The sequence below is a fragment of the Nocardia sp. NRRL WC-3656 genome (assembly GCF_000720265.1).
GTDB lineage: Bacteria > Actinomycetota > Actinomycetes > Mycobacteriales > Mycobacteriaceae > Nocardia > Nocardia nova.
In genome coordinates this window covers 313065-330786 of the sequence record NZ_JOJF01000010.1, presented here as the reverse complement: position 1 = coordinate 330786, position 17722 = coordinate 313065, and the positions used below count along the sequence as shown (strand labels likewise).

At 67.6% G+C, this 17722-nt stretch carries 18 protein-coding genes; 9 read left to right on the top strand and 9 right to left on the bottom strand.

Annotated features, from left to right (window positions below; all coding sequences use genetic code 11):
- Window positions 1-371: 371 nt before the first annotated feature.
- Window positions 372-1301 carry a slipin family protein gene (locus IG65_RS0116265; protein WP_081879513.1) on the top strand — a complete coding sequence of 310 codons (930 nt, stop codon included), beginning with the start codon at window positions 372-374 and terminating at the stop codon, window positions 1299-1301.
- Window positions 1302-1403: 102 nt separating this feature from the next.
- Here IG65_RS0116265 and IG65_RS0116260 read toward each other — a convergent pair whose 3' ends face one another.
- From IG65_RS0116260 to IG65_RS34775, 5 genes are all read right to left on the bottom strand, one after another.
- Window positions 1404-3173 carry an SDR family oxidoreductase gene (locus IG65_RS0116260; RefSeq protein WP_030515768.1) on the bottom strand — a complete coding sequence of 590 codons (1770 nt, stop codon included), beginning with the start codon at window positions 3171-3173 and terminating at the stop codon, window positions 1404-1406.
- 24 nt (window positions 3174-3197) lie between these two features.
- On the bottom strand, window positions 3198-4307 hold the full coding sequence (locus IG65_RS0116255) for a PDR/VanB family oxidoreductase (RefSeq protein ID WP_030515767.1): 1110 nt from the start codon (window positions 4305-4307) through the stop codon (window positions 3198-3200).
- On the bottom strand, window positions 4304-5206 hold the full coding sequence (locus tag IG65_RS0116250) for a metal-dependent hydrolase (protein WP_030515766.1): 903 nt from the start codon (window positions 5204-5206) through the stop codon (window positions 4304-4306). The genes IG65_RS0116255 and IG65_RS0116250 overlap by 4 nt, the downstream gene beginning before the upstream one ends.
- A gap of 127 nt (window positions 5207-5333) precedes the next feature.
- A complete protein-coding gene (locus IG65_RS35935; RefSeq protein ID WP_051756160.1) occupies window positions 5334-5795 on the bottom strand; it encodes a hypothetical protein in 462 nt (153 codons plus the stop codon).
- Between the two features lie 149 nt (window positions 5796-5944).
- Complete coding sequence (locus IG65_RS34775; protein WP_227462808.1) at window positions 5945-6259, bottom strand: helix-turn-helix domain-containing protein; 315 nt, start codon at window positions 6257-6259, stop codon at window positions 5945-5947.
- Between the two features lie 50 nt (window positions 6260-6309).
- Between IG65_RS34775 and IG65_RS0116235 the strand changes: the two genes are divergently transcribed.
- On the top strand, window positions 6310-7062 hold the full coding sequence (locus tag IG65_RS0116235; RefSeq protein ID WP_030515763.1) for an SDR family oxidoreductase: 753 nt from the start codon (window positions 6310-6312) through the stop codon (window positions 7060-7062).
- A 154-nt stretch (window positions 7063-7216) separates the two neighbouring features.
- On the opposite strand, the gene IG65_RS0116225 is transcribed toward IG65_RS0116235, so the two are convergent.
- Window positions 7217-7411, bottom strand: a complete 195-nt coding sequence (locus tag IG65_RS0116225) for a hypothetical protein (RefSeq protein WP_030515762.1) — start codon at window positions 7409-7411, stop codon at window positions 7217-7219.
- A gap of 133 nt (window positions 7412-7544) precedes the next feature.
- A complete protein-coding gene (car, locus tag IG65_RS0116220) occupies window positions 7545-11027 on the bottom strand; it encodes a carboxylic acid reductase (protein ID WP_030515761.1) in 3483 nt (1160 codons plus the stop codon).
- Window positions 11028-11333: 306 nt separating this feature from the next.
- On the opposite strand from car, the gene trxA reads away from it, so the two are divergent.
- The 5 genes from trxA (at window position 11334) to IG65_RS35930 (ending at window position 15727) form a co-directional block, all read left to right on the top strand.
- Window positions 11334-11702 (top strand): thioredoxin, encoded by a 369-nt coding sequence (gene trxA / locus IG65_RS0116215; RefSeq protein ID WP_030515760.1) that lies wholly within the window; start codon window positions 11334-11336, stop codon window positions 11700-11702.
- Between the two features lie 139 nt (window positions 11703-11841).
- Window positions 11842-12678 carry an HPF/RaiA family ribosome-associated protein gene (locus IG65_RS0116210; RefSeq protein WP_081879512.1) on the top strand — a complete coding sequence of 279 codons (837 nt, stop codon included), beginning with the start codon at window positions 11842-11844 and terminating at the stop codon, window positions 12676-12678.
- A 30-nt stretch (window positions 12679-12708) separates the two neighbouring features.
- Complete coding sequence (locus IG65_RS0116205) at window positions 12709-13644, top strand: universal stress protein (protein WP_051756157.1); 936 nt, start codon at window positions 12709-12711, stop codon at window positions 13642-13644.
- A gap of 86 nt (window positions 13645-13730) precedes the next feature.
- Window positions 13731-14168 carry a VOC family protein gene (locus IG65_RS0116200; protein WP_030515757.1) on the top strand — a complete coding sequence of 146 codons (438 nt, stop codon included), beginning with the start codon at window positions 13731-13733 and terminating at the stop codon, window positions 14166-14168.
- Window positions 14169-14530: 362 nt separating this feature from the next.
- Entirely contained in the window at window positions 14531-15727 is a 1197-nt protein-coding gene (locus tag IG65_RS35930; RefSeq protein WP_051756155.1) for an alpha/beta fold hydrolase, read from the top strand.
- A 256-nt stretch (window positions 15728-15983) separates the two neighbouring features.
- Here the strand turns inward: IG65_RS35930 and IG65_RS0116185 are convergent, their stop codons facing one another.
- Both IG65_RS0116185 and IG65_RS0116180 read right to left on the bottom strand, forming a co-directional pair.
- Complete coding sequence (locus IG65_RS0116185; protein ID WP_030515755.1) at window positions 15984-16187, bottom strand: DUF397 domain-containing protein; 204 nt, start codon at window positions 16185-16187, stop codon at window positions 15984-15986.
- Window positions 16188-16203: 16 nt separating this feature from the next.
- Window positions 16204-17028: a helix-turn-helix transcriptional regulator gene (locus IG65_RS0116180; RefSeq protein ID WP_197039851.1), complete on the bottom strand. Its 825-nt coding sequence runs from the start codon at window positions 17026-17028 to the stop codon at window positions 16204-16206.
- A gap of 227 nt (window positions 17029-17255) precedes the next feature.
- Between IG65_RS0116180 and IG65_RS38520 the strand changes: the two genes are divergently transcribed.
- Both IG65_RS38520 and IG65_RS0116170 read left to right on the top strand, forming a co-directional pair.
- Window positions 17256-17423: a hypothetical protein gene (locus IG65_RS38520; protein ID WP_167331926.1), complete on the top strand. Its 168-nt coding sequence runs from the start codon at window positions 17256-17258 to the stop codon at window positions 17421-17423.
- 5 nt (window positions 17424-17428) lie between these two features.
- Window positions 17429-17608 carry a hypothetical protein gene (locus IG65_RS0116170; protein WP_156055642.1) on the top strand — a complete coding sequence of 60 codons (180 nt, stop codon included), beginning with the start codon at window positions 17429-17431 and terminating at the stop codon, window positions 17606-17608.
- Window positions 17609-17722: the final 114 nt, after the last annotated feature.

The following is a 17722-nucleotide window of genomic DNA, read 5'->3' as shown; positions in this document are numbered from 1 at the left end:
CCGGCATCGACTCCTCCGACACGATGATCCCTTCCGCTGAGACGCTCGGCCTCAGCCTCTCCGATCACCGTCCCGCCCACAAGATCTCAGACAGTCCCCGACGGCGATGCTTCTCGGCGAACGGCTGCCACCGAGATCCAGACGAGTGCGCCGACCACGGCCGCGATGACGACGAAGTGCATGAGCGGACCGTAGCCGCACAACCGGGCGTTCGCCCGGTGAGTCGGTTGCGCCGCTCCTGGCGCGACCTCTCCGGCCGCGAACCTCCCTCGCCGGCCGTTCGTTCGTGGCCCGCGAGGCGCAACGGTGCCATGATCGATGGCAGGAGCCCGGTCCCGGGCGTGCCGGGCGTTTCGCATGGTGGTGACGCTATGGACGTTGCGACGTTTGCCGCATTCATCGTGGGGGCGGGGGCGGTGTGCGCCGGGGTCGCGTTCGGGACCGGGTTGCGGGTGGTTCAGCAGTACGAACGCGGGCTGGTGTTCCGGTTCGGGCGGGTGCGGGCGGTGCGTAAGCCGGGTTTGCGGGTGCTCATTCCGTTCGTCGACAAGATGCGCAAGGTGCCGATGCAGGTTGTCACGATGCCGGTGCCGGGGCAGGAGGGCATCACTCGCGACAACGTGACCGTGCGGGTCGACGCGGTGGTGTACTTCCGGGTGATCGACCCGACACAGGCGGTGGTGGAGGTGCAGGACTATCTGTTCGCCGTCGAACAGGTGGCGCAGACCTCGCTGCGCTCGATCATCGGTAAGAGCGAACTCGACGATCTACTGTCCAACCGCGAACAGTTGAACAAGGGCCTGGAGTTGATGATCGACAGTCCGGCCCTCGCCTGGGGCGTCCACATCGACCGGGTGGAGATCAAGGATGTGGCGCTGCCGGAGGCGCTGAAACGGTCGATGTCGCGGCAGGCGGAGGCCGAGCGCGAACGCCGCGCCCGCGTCATCACCGCCGAGGGCGAGCTCCAGGCCTCACGAAAGCTGACCGACGCCGCCGAACGGATGGCGACCGCCCCGGCGGCCCTGCAGCTGCGACTGCTCCAAACCGTCGTCGAGGTTGCGGCAGAGAAGAATTCGACCCTGGTGCTGCCGTTCCCGGTGGAGCTGTTGCGGTTCCTGGAACGATCGACCCCGCCGGAATCGGGTGCGGCGCCGGTCGAGAGCCGCCCGGACACGCCCACCGCCGAAGCCGGGACTGCGCATGCACCGGACACGGATTCCGGCGTGGACCCCCGCGCCGCCGAACCGCCCTGGGCCGACGCCTCGCGATCACCGCAGCGCGCACCGATTCGCCCCGAGTGAAGGCCGGCTGCTCCCCCGGCTCCCTCGACCCCGGCTCGAACAGGCGGACCGGTCGCATCGACCGTACGACCGGTCCCCCGCGCCGACGACGCGAAACGCGGCCTACGTCAGCTTCACCCGCGCCGCGACGAAGCGGTGGACGGCCGGGGCCAAGCGGCTGAAGTGGTACTGCAGGTGGGCTTCCGGCGTGATCGGGACGATCTCGCGGTGCCGTTCGACCGCGCGCACGATCCGGTCGGCGACCTTCTCCGGGCCGTAGCCGCGTTTGCGGTACAGCGCGTCGTAGCGGGCCTGCTTCGCGGCCTCCGCATCGTCGGACAGGCCCGAGAACTTCGTTGTCGCAACGATATTCGTGTGCACGATGCCGGGGCAGATGGTGTGCACCTCGATACCCTTGCCGGCCAGTTCGGCGCGCAGGCAGTCGGAGAACATGAAAACCGCGGACTTACTGGTCGAGTAGGCGCTGAAACCCTGCTGCGGGCTGTAGGCGGCCATGCTGGACAGGTTGACGATATGTCCGCCGAGTCCCCGCTCGGCCATGGCGGCGCCGAAGGTGCGGCAGCCGTTGACCACGCCGCCGAGGTTCACCCGCAGCACCCGGTCGAATTCGGCGGCGGAGGTCTCGAAGAAGTCTCCGGCCTGGCCGATGCCGGCGTTGTTGATCAGGATGTCGGGCACACCGTGGGCGGCGATCACCGCGCTCGCGTGCTCGCTCATCGCCGCTTCGTCGGAGACGTCGACGGCGTAGGCGTGCGCGATGCCACCGGCCGCCGTGATCAGTTCCACGGTCTCCTTGGCGGCGTCCAGGTTCAGATCCGACAGGACGACCTCGGCGCCGCGGCGGGCGAACGCCAGCGCCGTTTCGCGGCCGATGCCGCTGCCGCCGCCGGTGATCACGACCAGCCGCTCGGTGAACGGCCCGGCTTGCGCGCCGACCTCGGCGCGGCGCAGCGTGCGCGGATACTCACCGGTGTCGACGGCCGTGGCGAGTTCGGTCGCCGAGGTGGCCAGCAACTCCGGATGGGAGAACGGCAGCCAATGCCCGCCCGCGATCTCGCGCCGGAACAGCCGATCGGTCCACTTCGGTGTGTCGTCGTACCCGGCCGGACGCACCGCGATATCGCGGCGCGCGATGATCAGCTGCACCGGCACCTCGGTGTGCCGCTCGCGCGGGCCGAGCATGCGCGGCAGGATGTTGGCGCGGTAGATCCGCATACCGTCGAAGAAGTCCTGCCGGAACGCCGGGCCCAATGTGACGTTCTCCGGGGAGGTTTCGTTCATCAGGCCGATGAACCGCTTCCACACCTTCTCCGACGACAGCGGCCGCATCACCGCCTTGTTCAGGCCGGGGGTCATGAACAGGAAGGTGTAGGCCGAGGACAGCAGCTGCGTGGCCGGGCCCCACACCGCGCCGCGGCCCATCCGATTGCGGGTCCACTTCGCCAGGTGGTCGAGATTCGGGCCGGAGACCGAGGTGAACGAGGCCACCCGGGCGGCGGCCTGCGGCTCACACACCGCCTCCCACACCTGCACCGAACCCCAGTCGTGGGCGAGCACGTGCACGGGCCGGTCCGGGCTCACCGCATCGGCCACCGCGTAGAAGTCGGAGGCGAAGCGGTCCAGGCCGTAGTCCTCGGTGCGATCGGTCCGAGTGGAGCGGCCGTGGCCGCGGGTGTCGTAGGCGACGACGTGAAAACGCCCGGACAGCTTCGGAATCACCCGATCCCACAGGTGATGGTCGTCGGGCCAGCCGTGCACGAGCAGCATCGTCGGTGCGGCGGGATCGCCGTATTCGTAGACGGCGATATCGAAGTCACCGTTGCGGACGAAGTGTTCGGAGTCCGGAACGGGGGCGGAGTCGGTCACGAGAATCTCCTCGAAGAGGGCGAGTGGAGGTCAGAGGTCGAGCACCAAACACTCACCCGCGCACCGTGATACGCAGATGAGCAGTTCGCCCTCGGCGCGCTCGCCGGGGGTGAGGACGGTGTCGCGATGATCGGGCTGCCCGTCGAGTACCCGGACCTTGCAGGTGCGGCAGAAACCCTGCCGGCAGGAGTAGGCGATATCGGGCCGCACGCGCAGCACTTCGTCGAGCACCGAGCGGTCGGCGGGAATGTCGAGCACCTCACCGGTGCGGGCGAGCTCGACGCGGAACGGCTTGCCGTCGACCACCGGCGCGGCGGAGAATCGCTCGGAATACAGTTCCACACCGGGCATTTCGCGAACGGCCGCGGCGATCGCCGAGGTCATCGGGACCGGCCCGCAACAGTAGACCGATGTGTCGACGCCGACCCCGGGCAGCAGTTCCGCCGCCGTCGGCACACCCCCCTCGTCGTCGGTGCGCACCGTCACCCGGCTGCCGAAGGATTCTGTTTCGGCGAGGAACGGGATGGTGTCGCGACTGCGGCCGGCGTAGACCATGGTCCAGTCCACGCCCAGCCGATGCGCCATCCGCACCATCGGCAGGATCGGCGTGATCCCGATGCCGCCCGCGACGAAATGCACACGGGCAGCGGAGGATCCGTGGCCCGGCAGGACGAATGGGAAGGCGTTGCGGGGCCCGCGGATGGTGAGTTCGGCGCCGACGCGGAGGATGTCGTGCACCTCGACCGAACCACCGAGGCCGCCCGGTATCCGGCGCACCGCGATCCGGTAATGGAACCGATCGGCGGGGTCACCGCACAGCGAATACTGCCGCAGCCGGCCCGACGGCAGTTCCAAGTCCAGATGGGCGCCCGGTCGCCAGGTCGGCAGTGCGCTGCCGTCGGTGGCGCGCAGCACCAGGCTCACCACATCGGCGTCGTGCGCCTCGATCCGCCGCTCGACCACCCGCACGCGCAACCGGCCGCTGTCGACCGCGCCGGTCACCGGACGCCGGTGGATCAGCGACGCCCACCGCATCCGCGCCTCGGCGACCGCGCCGATGATGCGGATCGGCCGGTCCGAGCCGCGCCCACCGTAGAGGTCGGGCGGCAGTTCGGTGGGCACGGGCCTGCGTGTCGTCACGACGCGAGTGCCTGTGCCGCAGGCGATTTCGCCAGATACGCCACGGCCTGCGCGGTCGATCCGACCGAGGCCGGGGTGTATCCGGGCTTGGCCACCGACAGCGCCGACCACAGCAGCGAGGGAATTCCGGGCAGCGCACCCCGCCACATCGCACCGAGCGCCTTGCCCACGATGCGCGGATACCCCATATTCGGCAGCTCGGGGTCCTGGTGCACCAGATACTTCGTACCGCGCAGCAGCAGCGCCACGAAGATCGGGAAGGTGATCGCCATCAGCGCGCACCGGCGCACGTAGCCGACCTCGAAATATCCGGCGACATCGTGGGCGACGAAGCGGTGTTCGACCTCCTCGGCACCGTGCCAGCGGTACAGGTCGAGCATGTTGGGCGCGGCGTCGAACCGCTCCAGATCGGCGTTGATGATCCAGTCGCCGAGGAAGGCGAAGAAGTGCTCGAGGGTGGCGATGAAGCCCAGCCGTTCGACGAGGGTCTGGACCTGCTCGCGCGGCGTCTGCCCCTCTCGCGGACCCAGCGCCTTGCGGAAGATGTACTCCATCTGCCGTGCGTAGCTGTCGACGTCGACGCCGTGGGCGCGGAAGACCTGCTGCAGCGAATCGTTGTGGGTTTCGGCGTGCATGGCCTCCTGCCCCATGAAGCCGATGACCTGTTCGCGCAGCTTCTCGTCCTTGATCAGCGGCAGCGCCTCGGAGAAGGTCTGGATGAACATCCGCTCGCCCTCGGGCAGCAGCAGGTTGAGCGAGTTGAACACATGCGAAGCGATGGGTTCGGCGGCCAGCCAGTGCAGCGGGGTGGCCCGCCAATCGAACTGCACATTCCGCGCGTGCAGCGCCACCTCACCGGGATCGCCCACGCCACGGTTGTGCATGGGAAGTAACTTCATCGGTACTCCTGGTCGTCATCTCGGCCATCGGTTCCGGCCGCACCGGCACCGTTGCTACAGCAGCGTAGCAATTATCGGACGGTAAGCGACACCCTGAGTACCACATAATTTTAGCCGCCGGAGAGGGTCAGCGCGGAGTTCTCGGCCAGGTGAAGGTGTGACCGTCGGCATCCACGGTGGTCACCTTGGTGAAGACATTGCCCGGCCGCGCGACGTCGGTCAGCGTGAGATGCACCTTTTGGGTGACGTACTTGCCGGCGGCACAGTTGGGATCGCAGGTGTTCTCCCGCTCGACACCGTCTCCCTGCGCCTGATCCGGCCCCCAGCTCTGCCACACGATCTGTTCGACCTGAGCACCCAGATCGGCGCAGGCGAGGATCATATTCTCCGGCCGGACCGCCGGCTTACTGAAGGAACAGTCGATAACTTCCGGGACCGTACTGGCGGTGGTCGCCTTCGGCGCGACCGAGTCGGCCGGGCGAGCGTTCCCCGAGTCGGACGAGCCACAGCCGGTCAATATCAGCAACGCGGCGGCCGCGGCCGCGCCGAACAGCGGGCGGCTACCGCGCCGAATCGTGTCACCGTTCATGTCAGTCCCCAGATCTTCGTCGAACTCCACCCGCCGCCCGTGGGCGTGTCTACCAAACCTAGTGGATCGATTCCGCGGCCGGGGGCACGCGACACCGGCGCATACGCGCAACCTCGGCACCTATCGCCTCGCTCGGTCGACGACAGCGACTATTCCCCCACCGCGCCGGCGTCGAGATTGCTCGCCGCCCACGCCCACAGCGGTTGCAGCGCCCGCACGAGTTCGGTTCCGGCCGTGGTCAACTCGTAGGCCTTGTCGGCGCGTTTGACGATCACACCGGCGCCTTGCAGGGTCTGCAGGCGCACCGAGAGCATGCTCGAGGAGCAGTTGTCCATGCGCCGGCGCAGCTCGAGGAAACCGAGAGGTCCCGGCGTCAGTTCCCAGACGACGCGCAGCATCCAGCGCTGCCCCAGCAGTTCCATCGCCGCCCGCGGGGCGCCCTCGCGCTCTCTTGCACTTCTCATTTCGAACTACCATAGTGATTCTGAAATAGAAGCAACGAGTGGGAGTGCGGGTGGATTCACAACGCATCGTGTTGATCACCGGCGCCTCCCGCGGCATCGGGGCGCAGACCGCCCGGATTCTCGCGGGGCGCGGCGATCATGTCGTCCTGAACTATCGCGAGAAACGCAGGCGGGCAAGCATTCTCGCCGATTCGATCGCCGCCGACGGCGGATCGGCGACGCCGGTGGGCGCCGACCTGTCCGATCCCGAGTCCGCCGCGACCATGATCGAGGAGATCCGCACCCGCTTCGGGCGGCTGGACGTGCTGATCCTCAACGCCTCTGGCGGGCTCGAACACGGCGCCGCGCCCGATTACGCGATGGCGATCAACCGTGACGCCCAGGTGCGGCTGGTCCGGCTGGCGCTACCGCTCATGGCCCCGGGTGCGCGCATCGTGTTCATCACCAGCCACCAGGCGCATTTCCACGGCCGCAAACCCACCCCGGCGGACTATGAGCCCATCGCGCGGAGCAAGCGGGCGGGCGAGGACGCGCTGCGCGCCATGATCGGCGAATTCGACTCGCTCGGAATCGGTTTCACGGTCGTATCGGGCGACATGATCGAGGGCACCATCATCGTGCGCCTGCTCGAACGCCGCGATCCGGACGCGGTGGCGGCGCGAACCGAACACGGTGCGCTGCCCACGATCGACGAGTTCGCGACCGCGATCGCCGACACCACCACGGCCGATACCGAATCCGGCCACACGGTCTATGTCGGCGGGACCGACTACCTGGCCGACGCGATCGATCCGGCTACCTGACCGTCGGACGCGGAGCCGGCACCGCCACGGCCACGCTCCGACCCCTCGCTGCGAAGCGACTACCGTTCGCGGACGGCCGAGCCGACCAGCGGCCGCGGCGCGCCGGCAGCCCGGCCACGATCGGTCCACATCGGCCGCCGCCGGGCCCGCACGATCACCCGTGGGCGTGATCGAACCACTGATACGGGATCGACCAGTCCCATTCGGCCGCGGCCGCTTCGGCGTCGCGGTAGTCGTCGACCTGGCACTCGTTCAGGTAGACCGGAACCATCGCGCCGAAACCCGCACCCAGCGCGGACAATCCGTTCAGCACACAGCGCCACAGAGCGGACTTCTCGAGTCGGTGCACCGGAATCGACCTCCTTGTCGCACTCGGCGAGCGCCCGGGGCGACGCGATCACCCTCGGCGCCTTCGCCGACCAACGCTGTGGGGCAAAACGGTACGCCCGGCAGGCCCCGGCTGTGTCCGGTTTCGGCAATCTTCACAGCAGAACCGCAGCGGTCAGATCCCGGACGTATTTCTCGATCAATTCCCGGCTCAGGTGCGGAATGTCGCCGTCCGGGCCGGTTCCCGCCGCCTGCACGGCGGCCCGGAACCGCTCGGCCGGCAGCGCCGATCCCGGAACGGCCGGGGCCGGACGACGGAAGGCATGCAGCAGCGGCAGGACCGAATGCCGCCGCTGCCGCTCGGGCAGGGCACGCAGCGCGGTCTCGAAACGGGCCAGCCAGTCGGCGTAGTCGGCGATGCGAGTGATGCGGTGGCCGTCGGCGACGAGCCAGTCGACGAAGGTGTCCAGGCCGATGCCGTCGTCGTGCGGGTTGAGCACGTCGAAGGTGTCGAATCCGCTCTCGGCGCCGGGGCCGAGCGCGGTGATGGCGGCGGCGGTGAAGTCCGCGGGAAGGCCGTCGTAGTGGGCGCGGGCGCGACCCCCGTCGGCGGCCGGGCGGTAGAACGATTCCGGTGCGAGGCCGGTGGCGAGCACGCTGAGCAGCAACCGGGTGAACAAGTCGGGCAGATTGAACTGCCCGGCGAATTCGCTGTGCGCGAGGATCATGTCGGACCGGAAGACCGCGACCGGAAGTCCGCACAGGTCGTGCGCCTCGCGCAGCAACACCTCACCGGCCCATTTACTGTTGCCGTACCCGTTGGCGTAGCCGCCGTCGATGATCCGTTCGGGGCTGATCTCGCGGATATCGCCGTCCTCGGTGAAGCGCGCGGGGTCGACCTGGGAGGCCACCGCGACGGTGGACAGATAGGTCACCGGCTTGCGGCGCGCGGTGATCGCCAGGCGGACGACCTCGGCCGTTCCCACCACGTTCGGCCCGAACAGCTGGTCGTAGGGCAGCACGTGATTGACCAGCGCCGCCGGGTGCACCACCAGGTCGACCGTTTCGGCGAGTTCGCGCCACCGGTCCTCGCCCAGCCCGAAATTCGGTTCGCCGATATCACCCGGCACGACAGTCAGCCGGCGGTCGGCGAGCTCCCGATACCGTTGCAGCAGAACCGGATCCCCGCTGTCGAACGCCTCGTCCAGACGCGCCCGCGCGGCGTCGGCGTCACGGCCGCGGATCACACAGATCAGGGTGCCGTCGCAGGCGTCGAGCCGGTGCAGCCATTCCAGGCACAGGAACCGGCCGAGGTAACCGTTCGCCCCGGTCAGCAGAACCGTGCGCGGCGGGGCCGGTGCGGGCGGCAGAGACTTTGCGGCGGTGAGGGTTTCGTGATCGATGAACGCGTCGAGGGTCAGATCCGCGGCCCGCACCCGCGTGCCGCGCCCGTGCACGGTGGCGAGCGTGGGGCGGCGGCCGCCGCCGCGTCGTTCGGTGTCGATGTGTTCGGCCAAGCGCCGCAACGTATTCGCCGGATGGACGATCGTGCCCACCGGCACCTCCACGCCGAACAGTTCGCTCAGCAGATTCGACAGCGACAGCGCCGAGAGCGAATCACCGCCGAGGTCGGTGAAATGCGCCTCCGGCCGGATATCGCCACTCGCGCAGCCCAGCAGGGCCCGCGCGGCGCGGCCCACCGTCTCCAGCACGGGACGATCCGCCGCACCGTGGCGCAGTGCCGCCAGTTCGTCGGCCTGTTCCTGGGACAGTTCGGCGTAGAGCCGCTCCAGGCGTTCGCCGTAGCGCTCCTTCAGCTTGGGCCGCAACAACTTTCCGATCCCCGACAGCAGACCGTTGTCCTGAGTGAACGGTTCGGTCTCGAGCAGGAAGTCGCGCGGAATCTCATAGCTGTTGAGCCCGGCCTCCTTCGCCAGCTGCTGCAGTGATTCGGTCAGCGCCGCACGGGGATCCGGGAGCGCCTGCGCCTCGTCGGCCGGCACGATCACCGCGAGCAAGTAGGCGCGTTCGCTGCTGCCGTAGACGAAGATCTGACGGATCAGCGCGCTGGTGGAGAACACCGACTCCAGCTTCGCCACGGTGACGAACTCGCCCTGTGACAGCTTGAGCACGTTGTTGCGGCGATCGACGTAGACCAGATGGTCGGGGCCGAGTTCGGCGACCACGTCGCCGGTGCGGTAGAAGCCGTCCTCGTCGAACATCTCCGCGGTGATCTCGGGGCGTTTGAAGTATCCCGGGAACATGGTGGTGGTCTTGAGCAGCAGTTCCCCGCGCGGATGGGGCTGGTCGGTGCCGAAGTAGCCGAGTTCGGGGACGTCGGCGAGCTTGTAGTCCAGCACCGGCGGGCGCCGGACCTTGTTGTCGACGATGACGCTGCCGCCGGCCTCAGTGGAGCCGTATCCGTCGTGCAAGCCGATGGTCAGCACGGATTCCATGAAGGCGCGCATCTCCGGCGCCAGCGGCGCACTGGCGCACATCGCGCCGAGGAAGCGGCCGCCCAGAAGTCGTTCGCGCAGTTCGGCCTTCACCTCGTCCTCGATGACGCCGCGCTCACCGCCGGCCGCGATCCGGGCCTCGACCTCACCCTGGTGGTGTTGCAGCAGCATCTCGCAGACGCGCGGAACGAAGACCAGTTCGGTGGGCCGGGTCAGCTCCAGATCCTCGAACAGCGTCGACATATCGCTGCGCGCGGTGAAGTAGGCGGTGCCGCCGCGAGCGAGCGTGCCGCCCAGTTGCAGACGGCCGGCCACATGGCTGAGCGGCAGATAGTTGAGGGTGATCGCGGGCACCGGCGCCTTGGCGGTATACAACCACATCGCCGCGGCCAGGCGGTCGGTGTACATGGCGCCCTTGGGCGTTCCGGTGCTGCCGGAGGTGTAGATGAGCAGCGACAACGGATCGTCGCCGGGCGCGCTCGCGAGCGGCACGGCCGGGAGGGCGAAACCGTGCTCGACGAGATCGTGCAGCGAGTCGAACGCGATCTCGCGACCCGATTCGGCCAGCCGGGCGCGAGCCGCCGCGACGGCCGCGCGTTCGTCGTCGTCGCCGGTGCTGTCGAAGACGACCAGTTGCCCGATCGTCGCACTCGCCAGCGCGGCCTCGACAGCGGCGTCGAGCAGTTCGGCGCTGCAGGCCAGTACCCGCGCCTCGGTTTCGGCGATGATCGAATTCCATTGCGCGACAGCGGCCGTGGCCTGGAGCGGCACCGCCACGGTGCCGAGCCGCACGCCCGCGAGGTCGACGGTGACGTAATCGCTGCTGACGAATCCGACGGTGCACACGAAATCACCGGCCCGCAGTCCCCCGGCCTGCCATGTACTCGCCAGCGCGCCGGCGCGCGACCACAGCTGCCGATAGCTCAGGGTTTCGAAGCGCGGCAGCGGCCGCCGCACCCGACGCCCCTCGGCGTCGACGACGATCTCACCGGCCCGCTGCCCGACGGCCGGACGGTCGGCGTACGCGGTCATGACCGTGTCGACCAGTTCGGCCAGGCGCAGCCCCGGGCGCGCGAGCGCGGCGCTGACGTCCGCATCCGGCCATGCCGCACGCACCTCGTCGTCGGCCATCGCCGCCGCGAGGCGCCGTTTACGCTCGGCCTTCTGCACGTCATCGGGCATGGGTAGGTCTCCCTGGGTCGTCTGCCGGCGGACGAGTCGTCCCCACGCGCCACTGTAGCGCGCATCACGGTTAACTTAGCTCCGCTAACTACCCATTCGTCAAGCCTTTGCGCCAACAATTCGGTAGGCAGCAGCGGAAATGCCTACTCACATGATGGTCGCACCACCCCTGGGCGTCGTTCGATTCCAGTGTGAAGCCGTTTCCGTTCCGGCACCGGGGCGAGACTCCGCGTGGAATAAGTGCGCCACCCACACGCTTCCATATATACCCCCCGGGGTATATGACCCAAGAGAGAAGAGAGAGACATGGCAACTACGACAGTGACCAAGGCGAACTTCGACCAAGTCGTCGCGGGCTCGGACCTGGTGGTTCTGGACTTCTGGGCATCCTGGTGCGGTCCGTGCCGGATGTTCGCGCCGATCTTCGAGCGCGTCGCCGCGAAGCATCCGGACGTCGTGTTCGGAAAGGTCGACACCGAGGCGGAAGAGGAGTTGGCGGGCGCGTTCCGGATCAGCTCCATTCCGACGCTGATGATCGTCCGCGACGGTGTCGTGCTGTACGCGCAGCCGGGCGTCGTCCCCGAAGACGCACTGGAGCAACTCATTTCACGGGCACGCGAGTTGAACATGGACGACGTGCGCCGAGAGATGGCCGCGCAAGCGGCGCGAGTGTGAGCCGGGTCGCTGCCGGATCGCCCCTCGGAACCACCGCGGCTTCGCCGGTTGTTCGGCCGCTGAGAAGCGGTCGAACGGCAGGGGCACGGTGACTTTGTGCCCTCTCGCACCGGGCCGCGCGGATGCGACTGTCCTCCTCATGCAGAACACCGTTTCGCCGGCGGAGCCGATCCTCCAGGTCTCCGCCGGCCGCTATGTGTCGGATGCGGGAGCGGACTACGCGCGGGAGAAGATCGGGCGTGCGCTGGCCCACGCGCCCGAGCCCGTCCTGTCCGCGCGAGTGCGGCTCACCGGTCACGGTGATCCCGCCCTCGGCGGATCGGTTGTCGCCCAGGCCAATGTGAATCTCGCCGGTCGCCCGGTGCGGGTGCAGGTCACCGGCACGAGCACGCGCGAAGCCGTGGACCTGCTCCGGGCGCGGCTCGAGTCACGCCTCGCCCGCATCTCGCGGCACTGGGAAGCCGTACGAGGGGGACGAGGAGCCGGGGCCGTCCACGAATGGCGGCACGGCGCTGCTCCGCGAAACGGATTGCCGTACCACCCGCGTCCGGCCGAGGAGCGTCGAGTCGTGCGGCACAAGTCGTATGCGCTGACGAACGAGACCGTCGACGAGGCGGCCTTCGACATGGAACTCATGGACTACGAGTTCCAGCTGTTCACCGAATACGGCAGCCGCGTCGACAGCGTCCTGTATCGCGACGGCGCCACGGGTTACCGTCTGGCGCAAGTGGATCCGCGTCCCGACGCGGTGACCCGCGGCTTGCCGGCATTGTCCGTCAGCAGCCGGCAGGCGCCCCGGCTGAGCGTGCCCGAGGCGATCACCCGGCTGGAACTGACCGGATGGCCGTTCGTCTTCTTCCGGGACCGGGATCTCGATCGCGGCTGCGTGCTCTATCACCGCTACGACGGGCACTACGGCCTGATCACGCCTTCCGACGCCGCAGACCGCACCGACGCCGCGGACCGCACCGAATAGGCCCGGCGCACACGGGAAGAGGAGACACCTATGAGCGGACCGGATACACCGGCGATCGTGGTCGGCGCCGACGGCTCGGAGATCGCGTTGCAAGCCGTGGTGTGGGCCGCCGTCGAGGCCGCGTTGCAGCACTGCGCGCTGCACATCGTCACGTCCTACGGCGTAGCGCCGAATCCGGGCCTGACCGCGGTGCTGGCCGCCGCGGAACAGCAGTGGCTGCGCGCGGACGGGGAACGGGTACTGGCCGAAGCGGCGGCGGTGGCGCGCCATGCCACACCCGATGCGACGCTGGCGATCAGCACCGAACTGAGTTTCGACCTGATCATCCCCACCCTGCTCGAGCATTCGGCGCGGGCGCGGATGGTGGTGGTCGGCAGCCATGGCCGCGGGGCGATCGGGCGGATGGTGCTCGGCTCGGTCAGCACCGCGCTCAGCCGGCACGCGCACTGCCCGGTCGCGGTCGTGCACGGCGATCCGGCCGCCGACGCCGGATGGGCGCGGAAACCGGTCGTGGTCGGAGTGGACGGCACCGCGAACAGCGTCCCGGCCGTCGAACTCGCCTTCGCCGAGGCGTCCCGGCGCGGGGCCGGGTTGGTCGCGGTACACGCGTGGAGCGATCGGAGCGGTTACGACCTGCCCGTGGTCGGCTGGGAGGCGATTCGCGAGACCGAGCGGGTGGTGCTGGCCGAGAGACTGGCCGGCTGGGCGGAACGGTTCCCGGAGGTATCGGTCGAGCGAGTCGTGATGTGCGACAGCCCCGTTCGGGCGCTGCTCGCCCACTGCGAGGACGCGCAACTGCTGGTGGTCGGTACCCACGGGCGCGGCGGGTTTCCCGGTCTAATTCTGGGTTCGACCAGTACCGCGCTGCTGCATCTCGCGCACTGTCCGACGATCGTCGTCCGGGGCGGCGAGGCCGACGCGGCGGTCACCGAACACGTAACCGCCGGGGCGGAAGGCGTCGCATGAGTGCCGGCTCGTTCCGCGACGACGAAGGCCCCGGCCGGTGATTCGTCTACCGAAATTGGTCAGCCCTGCTCGGTAGCATCCACCGCATGCCCATCAAACTCGAGAACGTCGGCATCGCCGTTCGCGACCTCGAAGCAGCGATCGCCTTCTTCACCGACCTCGGTCTCACGGTTCTCGGCCGGGACACGGTCAGTGGTGAATGGACCGACACTGCCGTCGGTCTCGACGGCAATCACGCCAAGATCGCCATGCTCCAGACCCCGGACGGTCACGGTCGCCTCGAGCTCTTCGAGTACATACACCCGGATGCGATCGAGACGGAACCCACCCGCCCCAACGAGATCGGCATGCACCGGGTCGCCTTCTCGGTCGACGACATCGACACAGCCCTCGAGATCGCCGCGAAGCACGGCTGCCATCCGCTTCGCGGCGTCGCGACCTATCAGGACATCTACAAACTCACCTACCTCCGCGGCCCGAGCGGCATCCTCGTGATGCTCGCCGAGGAACTGAAGAAGGACTGAGGGCGGATCGTGCCGCTCGAGCGTGCCGATCGTGCAAACCGTGGCCGATTCCCTCACCGCGGAGAAGAGCCCGAATACCTCGTGGGCCGGCCCCGGACGTTCCCGCAGCAGCTCCCTGCGAACGACGATGGTGTGCATCATCGGAAAGATCTCGGTGCGCCGGTGATCCCGATGTGGCAGGGAACGTCCCAGCGCCTGTGGGCAGGTGCGGGGGTGAACTAATCGTGCAAACCGCGGCGAGATGTGGCGATTTCCGTCATCGTCGGCGAGGTTTGCACGATTAGTTCAGCCGGACGCGGGGTCGGAGGGGATCGCGGCGAGGCACTATCGTGAACGGCCTGACTATCGCACGGGGGTAGACCATGGATGCGGTGCGAGCGCGGCATATTGCCCGTCCGGACGTGGACCTGCACGGGGAGGAGGTCGGCGATGGGCCGACGGTTGTCTTGCTGCATGCAGGGGGTGAGCGGCGGCAGGTGTGGGCTCCCATCGTGGAGCGACTTGTCGAGGACGGATTGCGGTGTGTCGCTTTCGATCAGCGCGGGCACGGTGACAGCGGTGGGTCACTCAGGAGGCTGGACGAGTGCGGCGGCGATATTGCCGCGATAGTCGATGCGGAACCCGGATGCGTGCTCGTCGGCGCCTCACTGGGCGGGCTCTCCGCCGTTGCGGCATTGGGTGATCCGCGCACCCGAGCCAAGGTCACGGGGCTGGTGCTGGTGGATGTGGTGCCCAATCTCGATGCGGGCCGAGTGCGGCGCTTTCTCGATGCCGGTGGCCTGTCGAATGTCTACCCGGACTTCATCGACGATGTCTTGGCCCACGTCCCGCGGCTGCGACAGATCACCGCACAACTGGATATCCCCATCCTTCTGATCCGTGCCGGTCGGGGCTCATCGCTCACCGACGTCGAGGCCGACGGGTTGCTCCAGCTGGCTCCGCACGCCACGGTGACCCGAATTCCGGGCGCCGGGCATCTGGTCGCCCGCGATCAGCCGGAGGCGTTGGCGCGGACGATCGCGGATCTCACGACACCGTGGCCGGCGCTGGCGCTGCTGCGCGAACTCGGCGCGGCCCGGGTGGCGCATCCCGGTGGGGATCTCCTCGATCATCTCGAGCGGGTGCGGCAGCTGGTCGCCGACCTCGGCGGAGGTACCCGGGTTCGGCTGGCCGCACTCACCCACGCCACCTACGGCACGGACGGCTTCCCACACTCGCTGCTGCCACCCGACCGGCGATTACGCCTGCGCGCGGCAATCGGTCACGACGCGGAAGCGCTGGTCTACCGCTACGGCGCGTGCGACCGAGCCGAGACCTATCCCCACCTCGGCACCACCCCACTTCCGGTCACCGACCGCTTCACCGGCGAGGTGGTCGCCGTAGACGGCACCGACCTCGCGGACTTCGCACTCCTCACCGTCGCCAACGAACTCGACGTGGTGCGCCATGCCACGCTGACCACCGAAACCGTTCACGGGATCCGGGCTCTCATCACCGCGTGTGCGACATACGTGCCCGATGCCGCCGCTGGGGCCCTCGCCGACCGGCATCTCACCTGAGAACACCGGACACGATTCGAATTGCGTTGTGCCAGAAGGCTGAACTTTCCGTGCAAACCTCGGGGAAATGTGCGGGTTTCCGTCAATGTGGGCGGGGTTTGCACGAAAAGTTCAGACAGATCACCGTCCGGGCCCCAATCGAGCGGCACCCGCCAGGTGCGCCCTCACCGCCAGCGACGACAGATACGCAAGAACCACCGAAGCTCAAGGGAGATAAGGACTTCGGGGCATCTCGAACCGTAATGAGCGGAGAGGGCTACGCCCGATCGAACCGGCCGCGCTGGACGCTGGTGGTGAAGGAGGACCACTCCGAGGGAGTGAACAACAGCGCGGGGCCGGTGGGATTCTTCGAATCGCGAACGCCCACAGCATCATCGAGGAACGCTACCTCGACACACTCCTTGGTTGAGCCCGAACGGCTTGACTTGAACCACTTCGCACCGGACAGATCGTTGCTCACGGCATGTGCTCCTTGATCAAAGCTCCGAATCAACTTCAGGCAACGCTACACGACGAATCTCCCGAAGTGCCTGCATATATCGTTGCAGCTCGGCCTCTCGCTCGAGGTAGAGGTCGCCCGTCCAGCCCTCCACATACACGATAGAAGGTTGTGCCAGCCCCGACACCAGGTCGGGAAATTCCAAGAGCATGAAAGAGCCGACGTAGGACCCGAGTTGACTCGGAGCCGTGAACGGAACCACACGAATGGAGATGTTCGGGAGGTCCGAAAGGGAAACCAGGTGCGCCAGCTGCTCACCGATCACGGCGGCGCCGCCGACTTGATCACTCAGGACCGCCTCGTGCAGTAGTGCGGTAATTCGCAGGTTTGGATCCTTTAGGCGCTCCTGGCGGTGCGCCTGCCACTCGATCCGACGCTCCAACTGCTCACTATCGATACCCGGGTGCTCAGCCCAAGCAAGCGCACGTCTGTAGTTCGACGTCTGCAGCAATCCGGGGACAATCGTTGTCTTCCATACCGTCAGCCGGTCCGCCGCATCCTCCAGCGCCAAGTAGTGGTTGAAACCCGTCGATATCTGGTCCGCATACGCCCTCCACCAGCTGGCCGTCACCTTCCCCTCTCGCGATGCGCGAATCTCCTTCACCAGATCCAGGCAGATGCGCCGCTCCTCATCGGTCGCCCCATAGCTGTCGCACAGTGCGTTCACTTGCAGGCTGGTGATCCGCGTCGTCTGGCCCTCTTCGATGCGGCCGATGGTCTGATGCGACGTTTCCGCGATGCGCGCGGCCTGGGATTGTCCCATTCCCTTGGCATTTCGCAGCCGCCGCAGTTCACGCCCCAATGCTCGTTGCGCGAGTGTGCTCCCTGACCCCATTCGTTAGCTCCCCTATCGATTGTGTCCCGGTTTTCTGGACAGGTCCCCACTGGACAGGTTGCTGGTAGACGAGTTCAAACAATCGGTACGGCAACGGATACCCGAAATCCCCACCATTCGACTACAACTCGCGGCCGAGTCGATGCAACCTCAACGCCGACAACCACTTTCACATCGCAGGGGAAGTATCCACCATGGGACTGCTCAACCACGATCGAATGCCGATCATGACCGTCTCCTACGCGCACATCATCATGCAATTGCATATCGACTGCGCTTTGTGCGTGTGCCCGGTCAAACAGCAGGCGAAGCAGCGGCTCATCGAGGCAAAACACCTGGTGCCGGATTCGGGTCGGGAGTGACGCGGATGTTCTGGGAATTCGTTCTGCTGATCAGTATTCCGCTGGCGGTCATCGTGCTGGCGATGTTCTGGCCCGAGCAGATTTCCAAGCCGGACACACGATATTCGGTGCGCGCCATTCTCGACCGCATCGCCGACGAAGACCGAGCGCGAAAGGCGAAATACCGTGACCGATACCGGGAATAGCCGACACTTTCGCACGGCGGCCGGGCCACGGTCGGCGTGGTGGCGGGTCGGCGACCACGAGCGGTGAGCGAGCAGTTCCGGCGTCGATTCGCTTCCTGACCGCCGGGCGTCTCA